The following is an 11,940-nucleotide window of genomic DNA, read 5'->3' as shown; positions in this document are numbered from 1 at the left end:
CCGCGCGTTCGCGTCCCTCGCATGAAACTCATCGTCAAGACCTTCCAGGAAATCACCATCAAGAGCCGGCCGGTGCGCAAGCGCTTCATCCGGCAGTTGGCGAAGAACATCCGCGCGGTGCTGCGCGACCTGGACCCGGAGCTGAAGGTCGAGGGCGAGTGGGACAACCTGGAGGTAGAGACCGCCGTGGTCGACGCCAAGGCCAGGCGCGAGATGATCGAGCGCCTGACCTGCACCCCGGGCATCGGTCATTTCCTCGAGGTCCACGAGTATCCGCTGGGCGATTTCGACGACATCCTCGCCAAGTGCAAGGCGCATTTCGGCGACCAGTTGGCCGGCAAGACCTTCGCCGTGCGCTGCAAGCGCGCCGGCAAGCACGCGTTCACCTCGATGGAGGTGGAACGTTACGTCGGCAGCGGCCTGCGCCGCGAATGCGGGGCTGCCGGGATCGACCTGAAGCAGCCGGAGGTCGAGGTGCGGATGGAAATCCGCTTCGACCGCCTGTTCGTCATCCATCGCCAGCATCCGGGCCTGGGCGGCTATCCGCTGGGCGCGCTGGAGCAAGTGCTGGTGCTGATGTCCGGCGGCTTCGACTCGACCGTGGCGGCCTACCAGATGATGCGCCGCGGGATGATCAGCCACTTCGTGTTCTTCAACCTCGGCGGGCGCGCCCACGAATTGGGGGTGATGGAAGTCGCCCACTACCTGTGGGAGAAGTACGGCCGCTCGCAGCGCGTGCTGTTCGTCAGCGTGCCGTTCGAGGAAGTGGTCGGCGAGATCCTCACCAAGGTCGACGACAGCTATATGGGCGTGACCCTCAAGCGCATGATGCTGCGCGCCGCCAGCCGCGTGGCCGAGCGCCTGGAGCTGGACGCGCTGGTGACCGGCGAGGCGATCTCCCAGGTGTCCAGCCAGACCCTGCCGAACCTCTCGGTGATCGACCGGGTTACCGACACCCTGGTGCTGCGCCCGCTGATCGTCAGCCACAAGCAGGACATCATCGACACCGCCCGGCAGATCGGCACCGCCGAGTTCGCCCGGCACATGCCGGAATACTGCGGGGTGATCTCGGTGAACCCGACCACCCAGGCCAAGCCCTACCGCGTCGAGCACGAAGAGTCGAAATTCGACATGGCGGTGCTCGAGCGCGCCCTGGAGCGCGCCACCCAGCGCACCGTCGACCGGGTGATCGACGAACTCGGCCAGGACCTGCAGGTGGAAGAGGTCGGCGAGGTGCTGCCCGGTCAGATTGTCATCGATATCCGCCATCCTGATGCCCAGGAAGACGAACCCCTGGCCCTGGAAGGCGTCGAAGTCCAGGCGCTGCCGTTCTACGCGATCAACAGCCGCTTCAAGGAACTGGACGCCAACCGCCAGTACCTCCTGTATTGCGACAAAGGGGTGATGAGCCGCCTGCATGCCCATCACCTGCTCAACGAGGGGCACACCAATGTGCGTGTTTATCGTCCGGCTTAAGCAGCCGGGCTTGTTCGGCGGCAGCATCCGCCACCGTCCTCCCGACACGTCCGCCGCCTAGGCCGATGCCCGCCCTTCGGCGTGCCGGCCGGACCGGGGCAGCGTCCGCCTGCTGCCCGCCCCTTAATTGAAGAAGCCTGTCGTGTCGGGCGCCGCCCTGTCCGACCCCACCACCGCCGCGAAGCCGCGCTTCGGGCGTTAAACGAGACAAGACTTGTGATCGAAAATCTGCGCAACATCGCCATCATCGCCCACGTCGACCATGGCAAGACCACCCTGGTGGACAAGCTGCTGAAGCTGTCCGGCACCCTCGACCGCAAAGAAGCGGAAAGCGAGCGGGTGATGGACTCCAACGACCAGGAAAAAGAGCGTGGCATCACCATCCTGGCGAAGAACACCGCGATCAAGTGGAACGGCTACAACATCAACATCGTCGACACCCCCGGTCACGCCGACTTCGGCGGCGAGGTGGAGCGCGTGATGTCGATGGTCGACTCCGTGCTGCTGGTGGTCGACGCCCAGGACGGCCCCATGCCGCAGACCCGCTTCGTGACCCAGAAGGCCTTCAAGGCCGGCCTGCGTCCGATCGTGGTGGTGAACAAGATCGACCGCCCGGGCGCGCGTCCGGACTGGGTCATCGACCAGATCTTCGACCTGTTCGACAACCTCGGCGCCACCGACGAGCAACTCGACTTCCCGATCGTCTACGCCAGCGCCCTGAACGGCATCGCCGGCCTCGACCACGAGAAGATGGACGACAACATGGACGCGCTGTTCCAGGCGATCATCGACCACGTCCCGGCCCCGGTGGTGGACACCGAGGGTCCGTTCCAGATGCAGATCTCGCAGCTGGACTACAACAGCTTCCTCGGCGTGATCGGTATCGGCCGCATCACCCGCGGCAAGGTCAAGTCCAACACCCCGGTGGTGGCCATCAGCGACGACGGCAGCAAGCGCAACGGCCGCATCCTGAAGATCATGGGCCACCACGGCCTGCAGCGCGTCGAGGTGGCCGAGGCGGAAGCCGGCGACATCGTCTGCGTCAGCGGCATGGAGGAGCTGTTCATCTCCGATACCCTGTGCGACCCGCAGAACGTCGAGGCGCTGCCGCCGCTGACCGTCGACCAGCCGACCGTGAGCATGACCTTCCAGGTCAACGATTCGCCGTTCGCCGGCCGCGAAGGCAAGTTCGTCACCAGCCGCAACATCAAGGAGCGCCTGGAGAAGGAACTGCTGCATAACGTGGCGCTGCGCGTCGAGCCGGGCGACAGCCCGGAGAAGTTCAAGGTTTCCGGCCGTGGCGAACTGCACCTGTCGGTACTGATCGAGACCATGCGCCGCGAAGGCTTCGAGCTGGCCGTGGGCCGCCCGGAAGTGGTGATCATCGAGAAGGACGGCGAGAAGCAGGAGCCCTACGAGAACGTCACCATCGACATCGAGGAGCAGCACCAGGGCTCGGTGATGGAGCAGATGGGCCTGCGCAAGGGCGACCTGAGCAACATGATTCCCGACGGCAAGGGCCGCGTGCGCCTGGAGTACACCATTCCGGCGCGCGGCCTGATCGGCTTCCGCAACAACTTCCTGACCCTGACCTCGGGCACCGGCATCCTGACCTCGACCTTCAGCCACTACGGTCCGATCAAGGCCGGCGAAGTCAGCAACCGCCAGAACGGCGTACTGGTCTCCATGGCCACCGGCACCGCGCTGACCTACTCGCTGGAGACCCTGCAGAGCCGCGGCAAGCTGTTCCTCGGCCCGGGCGACGAAATCTACGAAGGCCAGTTGGCCGGCATCAACAGCCGTGACAACGACCTGGTGATCAACCCGACCAAGGGCAAGAAGCTCGACAACATGCGCGCTTCCGGCAAGGACGAAGTCATCGCCCTGGTTCCGCCGATCCGCTTCACCCTCGAGCAGGCGCTGGAGTTCATCGCCGACGACGAGCTGGTGGAAGTGACGCCGAAGTCGATCCGCCTGCGCAAGAAGATGCTCAACGAGAACGACCGCAAGCGCTACGAGCGCAGCAAGGTCTAAACCGTTGCCGTACCGGCGCGCCGCAACGGCGTGCCTCGCGGCCGGCAGGCAGGGCAGGGGTGCCCGGCCTGCCGGCCGTTTTGCTATGCGCCGGGCGCTTTCCGGCGTGGCTTGATGGCCCCCGCGGCAGCGGCCCGCAGCAAGCGGCGGAACGTCGGGCAGTCCATGTGCTCGCGCGCCGGACAGGCCGCGGCATGCCGCAGGCCGTCGCGCATGGCGGCGAGGCGGCGGATCGTCCGGTCCAGTTCGTCGGCCTTGGCCGCCAGCGCCGCGCGGTCGATCCGCAGCGCGCCGTCGGCTGCGCCCATGCCGGCAATCTCGTCCAGCGACAACCCGGCGGCGCGGCCCAGCCCGATCAGCGCCAGCCGCTCCAGCACGCCTGCATCGAACAGCCGGCGCAGGCCGTGCCGGCCGCTGGAGGCGATCAGTCCCTTTTCCTCGTAGTAGCGCAGGGTCGAGGCCGGTACCCCGGATCGTCGCGCGACCTCGCCTATGTCCAGTTGCCGCATGCCCTTGACCTCAAGTCGACTTGAAGTGGAAGACTAGCGTTTCGGCACCTGGGCCGTGACGAAATACAGACGAGGTGAACCTCATGTGGGACGAACGCTATGCCGCCGAAGAGTATGTCTACGGAACCGAACCCAACGCTTTCCTGAAGGAGCATGCGCAGCGGCTGGCCGGGCCGGTGCTGAGCGTCGCCGAGGGCGAGGGGCGCAACGCGGTGTTCCTCGCTTCGCTGGGGCTGGAGGTGCTTGGCGTGGACGGCTCCACCGTCGGCCTGGCCAAGGCGCGCCGGCTGGCCGAGGCGAAAGGCGTGTCGATCGACACCCTGGTGGTCGACCTGGCGGACTACGAACCGCCGGCAGCGGCGTTCGGCGCGGTGGTGTCGATCTTCGCGCACCTGCCCAGTCGCGTGCGCGGCAGACTCAACCGCCTGCTGGAGCGTTCGCTGCGACCGGGCGGTCTCTTCCTGCTGGAGGCCTATCGGCCGGAACAGCTCGGCCGCGGCACCGGCGGCCCGGCGGACGTCGACATGCTGGTGAGCCGTGCGGCGCTGGAGGCTGAGCTGCCGGAGTGCGAAGTGCTGCTGGCGCGGGAAATCGAGCGCGAGGTGGTCGAGGGCCGTTTCCACACCGGCGCGGCCTGCGTGGTCCAGTTCATCGCCAGGAAGAGGTAGCTCGCCACGGGGCGGGCGTCGGAATGCGTCGAATCTCTGGAATGCGGGCTGTATACTCCCGGCGCGGGTTCCGCTCTGGCAGGATGGCCAGGGCAGGTATCAGTGGATCGTGGTACCTCTTGATCAAGGATTCGACGCATGCAATGGATTTTCATGCTGGTGGGCCTGATCCTCGGCGGCTTCGCCGGGGAATCGCTGGTCGGCGCCCTCCTCGGCGGCCTTTCCGGCCTGGCCCTGGGACAGGCCGTCTCGCTGCAGAACCTGGCGCAACAGAACGAGCGCCTGCGCAAGCAGATGAGCGAATTCGCCGAACGCTTCGAGCGCGGCACCGAGGTCATCCACCAGCGCTTGCTGCGCGTGGAGCGCCAGGCGCAGGACCTTCCCGAAAGCGTTCCCGAGCCGGCCGCCGGCATCGACCAGCCGCTCGCAGACACGCCTCCCGCTCCTCCCGCCGAGGTTGCCCCGCCGCTGGACTGGGACATCGAGCTACCGGCCGTCGAGGCTGCGCCGCCTCCGCCTCGTCCCCCCGAACCCGTCCAGCCCATCGAGCGTCAGCCGGCGTTCCAGCCTGACGCCCAGCCAGCGCCGCGCCGTGCCGCCCCTCCAGCGCCTCCACGCGAACCCTCGCTGGTCGAGCGTGGCTTCGCCGCGGCCAAGGGCTGGCTGTTCGGCGGCAACACGGTATTGCGCATCGGCGTGGTGCTGCTGTTCATCGGCCTGGCCTTCCTCCTGCGCTATGCCTCGGAACGGGTGGCGGTGCCGGTGGAGTACCGCTACGCCGGGGTGGCGCTGGCAGCGATGGCGCTGCTCGGCGTCGGCTGGTGGTTGCGCGAGCGGCGCGCCGCCTACGGCCTGATCCTGCAAGGCACCGGTATCGCGGTGCTGTACCTGACCATCTTCGCCGCCATGCGCCTGCATCCGCTGATCTCTCCCGGCGCGGCGCTGGCCCTGCTGGTGGTGGTGACGATCTGCTCGGCGATCCTCGCCGTGCTGCAGAACGCCATGGGCCTGGCGGTGGTGGCGGCGCTCGGCGGCTTCGCCGCGCCGATCCTGACCTCCACCGGCAGCGGCAACCATGTAGCGCTGTTCAGCTACTTCGCCCTGCTCAACGCCGGCATCTTCGCCATCGCCTGGTTCCGCGCCTGGCGGCCGCTCAACCTGGTCGGCTTCGTCGGCACCTTCGGCATCGGTTTCGCCTGGGGACTGCGCTCCTATACACCGGAGCTGTTCGCCAGCACCGAGCCGTTCCTGGCCCTGTTCTTCCTGATGTACGTCGGGATCGGCCTGCTCTTCGCCCGCCGCAAGCTGCTGGAGGCCGCGCAGGCGCCTGCCGAGCGCGGCGAACTGCTGCGCTGGTCGGCGCGACAGGCCGACTACATCGACGCCACCGTGCTGTTCGGTCCGCCGCTGGTGGGGTTCGGCCTGCAATGCGCGGTGATCGGCCACATCGACTTCGGCATGGCCTTCAGCGCCCTGGCCCTGGGGCTCTTCTACATGGTCCTGGCGCGGGTGCTGCGCGGCCATGCTTCGGCCGGACGCACCAGCCTGCTGGTGGAAATCTGCCTGGCGCTGGGGGTGGTCTTCGGCACCCTGGCCATTCCGCTCGGCCTGGACGCGCGCTGGACCTCGGCCGCCTGGGCGGTCGAGGGCGCCGGCATATACTGGCTCGGCCTGCACCAGCAACGCCGCCTGGCGCGGATCTTCGCTCTGCTGCTGCAGGGCGGTGCGGCGTTGGCCTATCTGAATGGCGTGCGGCCGGGTGAGACGACGTTGCTGGAGGGTTCGCCGCTGGGCGCGCTGATGCTCGGTGCGGCGGCGCTGTTCAGCTTCTGGCAGCTGCGTCGCGCGCCGGCGAAAGTGCTGGCCGACTGGGAGCCGGCCTGCCGGCCGTTGCTGGCGGCCGCCGGCCTGGCCTTCCTCTACCTGGTCGCACCGCTCTGCCTGGCCGTCGACGGCACCGCCATCGCCTGGGCCGTGGCCGGCCTGGCGAGCTTGTTCGCCGGCTTGCGCCTGGGCTCGCGTACCTTCCTGTTCTGCGCCTTCGCCGTGCAACTGCTGGGCGGTGCGCTGTTCCTCCTGCATTTGCAGGGCGGCGATGGCCAGGGTGGGGTATTCGACTCGGGCTGGCGTGGCTTGATGACCGCCTCGCTGATTGGCCTGGCGCTGATCGGCGGCATGCTGCTGGCGGCGCGCGACCCGCTGGTGAAGGACGACAGTCGGCTGCTCATGGGCTTGAGCCTGGTGCTGCTGGCCGGTCTGGCGTTCGTCAACCTGGCAGTGCTGTTCGTCCTGCCTTGGCGCAGCGCCAGCGCGGTATGGGCCGGTAGCGGGCTGCTGATCATCTGGCTGAGCCTGGTGCTGCGCCAGCGCCTGAGCTTCTACTTCGGCCTCGCCTTGCAGGTAGTGGGCGGCCTGGCGTTCCTCCTCGCCGGGCCGTCGCTGTTCGGCTCGCTGAGCGGCGAAGGCCTGCGGCCCCTGGCCCATTCCGGGTTCTGGACGCCGGCAGTGCTGGCCCTGGCGGCGCTGGTCGGCGCCTGGCGGCTGCGCCGCGCCGGCGAGCGCGAGCGGGCGCTGGGTATCGGTACCCTCGGCCTGGCCGAGCTGTCGCACTTGCTGCTGCTCTGGGGAGCCGGCTGGTGGGCGCTGACCGCGCTGTGCGAAACCGTCCGCTTCGTGCCTTATGGCCTGCGCGAGCATGCGTTGCTGCTGGTGGCCGCGGCGACAGTGGCGTCGTGGATGCTGCTGGCGCTGCGCGAGCGCTGGCGCGAACTGGCCCTGCTGTGCCTGGCGCTGGTCCCGGTGGCGCTGTTGGCCCTGGCCAGTGCCTGGCGTTTCGATTACCAGCCGTTCGGCGAATTCGGCTGGCTGGCCTGGCCGCTGCTGTTCGCCACGCACCTGCTGTCGCTGCGACGCCTTGCCCCGCTGCTGCCGGCGAAGGCCCTGAGCGTCGCCCATGTGCTCGGTTGCTGGCTGTTGCTCGGGGTGCTGGCGCTGGAGCTGCGCTACCTGTTCGCCCTGCTCGCCGAACAGTACAACGCCTGGCGTTGGCTGGGCTGGGCGTTGGTCCCGAGCGCCTACCTGCTGCTGGTGGCTGGCGGGCGGAGCCTGCCCTGGCCGCTGCGCGACTTCCCGCGGGAGTATCGGCTGCTCGCCGCTGCGCCGGTGGCGCTGTTGCTGCTCGGCTGGTTCTGGAGCGCCAACCTGCTCAGCGACGGCGCTGCCGAGCCGCTGCCTTACCTGCCGCTGGCCAACCCGCTGGAACTGGGGCTGCTGATCGTGCTGTTCGCCCTCTACCGCTGGAGCGACGCCAGCCTGGCCTCGCTCGTCGATGGCAATGCCAGCGCGCGCCTGGGGCGCCAGGCGTTGGCCGGCGCCTCGCTGTTCGCCCTGCTGACCCTGGCGGTGTGCCGCGCCGCGCACCACCTGGCCGGCGTACCGTTCCAGGCCGAGGCGCTGGCCGCGTCGATGCTGGTGCAGGCGGGGCTGTCGCTGGTCTGGACGCTCTGTGCGCTGGGCCTGACCATCGCCGGTACCCGTCTCGGCCGGCGCGACCTGTGGATGGTCGGCGCGGCGCTGGTCGGCGTCGTGGTGGTCAAGCTGTTCTTCGTCGAGCTGGGCAACAGTGGCAGCCTGGAGCGAATCATCTCCTTCATCGGGGTCGGCGTCCTGTTGCTGGTCGTCGGCTACTTCTCACCCTTGCCTCCGCGTCGCGCCGAGGTCGCATCGGAGGCCGAGCAGCCATGACGCGCTCCTTTTCGTTCAGAACCGCCGGCCTGCTCCTGCTGGGCGCCTGCCTGTCCCTGCCGCTGTCGGCGAAGGAGTCTGCCGAAGGTTTCAGCCGCCAGGTGGCGCTGTCGCTGCAGGGCGAAGGTCCCTGGTATCGCCTGAGCATCCCGATGAGCGTGCAGTTGTCGGCTGCCCATGCCGACCTGCGCGACCTGCGGGTCTTCGATGCCGAAGGCGAGGCCTTGCCCTACGCCCTGGTGGCCGGCAGCGAGCGCCAGGCCAGCACGCCGCATGAGGCCGAGGTGCGGCTGTTCCCGTTGCGAGGCACGTCCGCCGCCGACGCGACGCAACCGAACCTGCGGGTGCAGCGCAACACCAGCGGCACCATAGTCGAGGTGCTGCCGGAAAACGCCGGGCCGGCTGCCGAGACTTTGCGCGGCTGGCTGATCGACGCGAGCGCGGTGACGTTTCCCCTGGAGCGCCTGCGGCTGGACTGGAGCAGCCCGGAGGAGGGCTTCCAGCGCTTCTCCGTGGAAGCCAGCGACGACCTCGAGCATTGGCAGGCCTGGGGTGACGGACAGATCGCCCGCTTGACCTTCAACGGCGAACGCATCGACGTCAGCGAGGTCAAGCTTCCCGGCCGCCAGGCCCGCTACCTGCGTCTGGCCTGGCCGGCCGGGGCAACCGCGGCAGACCTCCAAGGCGCCCGCCTGCAAGGCAGCACGCGGAGCACCGAGCCGGCGCCGATGATCTGGTCCGAGCCGCTGGCCGGGCGCCAGGCGGGGGACGGCGAGTACCGCTGGCAGTTGCCGCTGGCGTTGCCGTTGCAGCGGGTGCGGGTGTCCCTGGAGCAGGCGCTGACCCACACCATCGTCCCGGTGGAACTGTCCGGCCGTGATCGTACGGAGAACGCTTCGCCGCGCCGGGAGGCCGCCTGGAGCAGCCTGGCACGCGGGGTTCTCTACCGGCTGCCGATCGACGGCCGCAACGTACAGCAGAACGAGCTGGAACTGCCGGGCTGGGCGGTGCGCGAGCTGCGTCTGCAGGTGGACCAACGAGGTACCGGCCTGGGCCCGGAGGTCCCGTCCCTGAGTGTCGGCCTGCCGGCCAGCGAACTGGTGTTCCTGGTGCGCGGCAGCCCGCCGTACCGGCTGGCGTTCGGCAAGCCCGGCGCGCAGTCGGCGGCGCTGCCGCTCGGCGTACTGATTCCCGGCTATACCGAGAGCAAGCGCGCCACCCTGGGTAGCGCCAGCCTGGGCGAACCGCTGGAGGTGGCCATGGCGGTCGCGGCGCCGGCACCGGGTAGCGACTGGAAGAAGATCGGCCTGTGGGCGGTACTTCTGCTGGGGGTCGCTCTGCTGGTAATAATGGCAATGAGCCTGCTGCGTTCCTCGCCGAACAAGCCATGAGCCGGTTCCGCGCTATGCTGTTCGGCTGAGGAGGCTTTATGACGGGCCCCGGGGCGCATGCCGACGACGCGGCGGCCCGACAATAAAAACAAATCACGGAGTAAGAGAATGATCAGAATGGCGCTCAAGCCACTGGTAGCGGCCTGCCTGCTGGCTTCGCTGTCCACCGCCCCGCAGGCTGCTCCTTCGCCCTATTCGACGCTGGTGGTGTTCGGCGACAGCCTCAGCGATGCCGGGCAGTTCCCCGATCCTGCCGGCCCCGCCGGAAGCACCTCGCGTTTCACCAACCGGGTCGGCCCGACCTACCAGAACGGCAGCGGCGAGATCTTCGGACCGACCGCGCCCATGCTGCTCGGCAATCAGCTCGGCATCGCCCCGGGCGACCTGGCTGCCTCGACCTCGCCGGTCAACGCCCAGCAGGGCATCGCCGACGGCAACAACTGGGCGGTGGGCGGCTACCGGACCGACCAGATCTACGACTCGATCACCGCGGCCAACGGCTCGCTGATCGAGCGCGACAATACCCTCCTGCGCAGCCGCGATGGCTACCTGGTGGACCGTGCCCGCCAGGGCCTGGGTGCCGATCCGAACGCGTTGTACTACATCACCGGCGGCGGCAACGACTTCCTCCAGGGGCGCATCCTCAACGACGTCCAGGCACAACAGGCCGCCGGTCGCCTGGTGGATAGCGTGCAGGCCCTGCAGCAGGCCGGCGCGCGCTACATCGTGGTCTGGCTGTTGCCCGACCTGGGCCTGACCCCGGCTACCTTCGGTGGTCCCTTGCAGCCTTTCGCCAGCCAACTCAGCGGCACGTTCAACGCCGAGCTGACCGCCCAGTTGAGCCAGGCCGGCGCCAACGTCATTCCGTTGAACATCCCGCTGCTGCTCAAGGAAGGCATGGCCAACCCGGCTTCCTTCGGCCTGGCCGCCGACCAGAACCTGATCGGCACCTGTTTCAGCGGCAACGGCTGCACCATGAACCCGACCTATGGGATCAACGGCAGCACGCCCGACCCGAGCAAACTGCTGTTCAATGACAGCGTGCACCCGACCATCACCGGCCAGCGCCTGATCGCCGACTACACCTATTCGCTGCTGTCGGCGCCCTGGGAGTTGACCCTGCTGCCGGAAATGGCCCACGGCACCCTGCGTGCCTACCAGGACGAACTGCGCAGCCAGTGGCAGGCGGACTGGGAGAACTGGCAGAACGTCGGCCAGTGGCGCGGCTTCGTCGGCGGCGGTGGCCAGCGCCTGGACTTCGACTCCCAGGACAGCGCCGCCAGCGGCGACGGCAATGGCTACAACCTGACCCTTGGCGGCAGCTACCGCATCGACGAGGCCTGGCGCGCCGGGGTCGCCGCCGGTTTCTACCGGCAGAAGCTGGAAGCCGGCGCCAAGGATTCCGACTACCGAATGAACAGCTACATGGCCAGCGCCTTCGTGCAGTACCAGGAAAACCGCTGGTGGGCCGACGCGGCGTTGACCGGCGGCTACCTCGACTACGACGACCTGAAGCGCAAGTTCGCCCTGGGCGGCGGCGAGCGCAGCGAGAAAGGCGACACCAACGGCCACCTGTGGGCGTTCAGCGTGCGCCTGGGCTACGACATCGCCCAGCAGGCCGACAGTCCCTGGCACCTGTCGCCGTTCGTCAGCGCCGACTATGCACGGGTCGAGGTCGACGGCTATTCCGAGAAGGGCGCCAGCGCCACCGCGCTCGACTACGACGACCAGAAGCGCAGCTCGAAGCGCCTGGGCGCCGGCCTGCAAGGCAAGTACGCGTTCGGCAGCGATACCCAGCTGTTCGCCGAGTACGCCCACGAACGCGAGTACGAGGACGACACCCAGGACCTGACCATGTCCCTCAACAGCCTGCCGGGCAATCGCTTTACCCTCGAAGGCTACACCCCGCAGGACCACCTCAACCGCGTCTCCCTCGGCTTCAGCCAGAAACTGGCACCGGAGCTGTCGCTGCGCGGCGGCTACAACTGGCGCAAGGGCGAGGACGATACCCAGCAGAGCGTCAGCCTGGCGCTGAGCCTGGACTTCTGAGGTAGCGGCGACCGGCGCCCGGGCGGCGCCGGTCGCGTTTCTCGCCGACGGAACGAACGGCGCGCGCCG

Annotated in this window: 7 protein-coding genes; 6 read left to right on the top strand and 1 reads right to left on the bottom strand. The window is 68.4% G+C overall.

The annotated features are described in order from the left end of the window. Nucleotides 1-21 precede the first annotated feature (21 nt). Complete coding sequence (gene thiI / locus LJF27_RS02185; RefSeq protein ID WP_023116811.1) at nucleotides 22-1,476, top strand: tRNA uracil 4-sulfurtransferase ThiI; 1,455 nt, start codon at nucleotides 22-24, stop codon at nucleotides 1,474-1,476. A gap of 216 nt (nucleotides 1,477-1,692) precedes the next feature. After that, on the top strand, nucleotides 1,693-3,510 hold the full coding sequence (gene typA / locus LJF27_RS02180; protein ID WP_003096009.1) for a translational GTPase TypA: 1,818 nt from the start codon (nucleotides 1,693-1,695) through the stop codon (nucleotides 3,508-3,510). 83 nt (nucleotides 3,511-3,593) lie between these two features. Here typA and LJF27_RS02175 read toward each other — a convergent pair whose 3' ends face one another. After that, entirely contained in the window at nucleotides 3,594-4,019 is a 426-nt protein-coding gene (locus LJF27_RS02175; protein ID WP_003114472.1) for a helix-turn-helix domain-containing protein, read from the bottom strand. Nucleotides 4,020-4,102: 83 nt separating this feature from the next. Between LJF27_RS02175 and LJF27_RS02170 the strand changes: the two genes are divergently transcribed. The 4 genes from LJF27_RS02170 to estA all read left to right on the top strand — a co-directional run bounded on the left by LJF27_RS02170 (nucleotide 4,103) and on the right by estA (nucleotide 11,871). Beyond that, nucleotides 4,103-4,687, top strand: coding sequence for an SAM-dependent methyltransferase (locus tag LJF27_RS02170; protein WP_003114471.1), 585 nt, complete (start codon nucleotides 4,103-4,105; stop codon nucleotides 4,685-4,687). Nucleotides 4,688-4,825: 138 nt separating this feature from the next. Continuing rightward, nucleotides 4,826-8,431 carry a DUF2339 domain-containing protein gene (locus LJF27_RS02165; RefSeq protein ID WP_023116810.1) on the top strand — a complete coding sequence of 1,202 codons (3,606 nt, stop codon included), beginning with the start codon at nucleotides 4,826-4,828 and terminating at the stop codon, nucleotides 8,429-8,431. Then, complete coding sequence (locus tag LJF27_RS02160) at nucleotides 8,428-9,822, top strand: DUF3999 domain-containing protein (protein ID WP_003146454.1); 1,395 nt, start codon at nucleotides 8,428-8,430, stop codon at nucleotides 9,820-9,822. Before LJF27_RS02165 ends, LJF27_RS02160 begins: the two co-directional genes overlap by 4 nt. A 108-nt stretch (nucleotides 9,823-9,930) precedes the next feature. Further along, nucleotides 9,931-11,871, top strand: a complete 1,941-nt coding sequence (gene estA, locus LJF27_RS02155; protein WP_023116809.1) for an esterase EstA — start codon at nucleotides 9,931-9,933, stop codon at nucleotides 11,869-11,871. Nucleotides 11,872-11,940 lie beyond the last annotated feature (69 nt).

It is taken from the genome of Pseudomonas sp. 203-8 (assembly GCF_020708595.1).
GTDB lineage: Bacteria > Pseudomonadota > Gammaproteobacteria > Pseudomonadales > Pseudomonadaceae > Pseudomonas > Pseudomonas aeruginosa.
The sequence above is the reverse complement of the archived record's forward strand: the minus strand, read 5'-3'. Positions and strand labels throughout refer to the sequence as shown.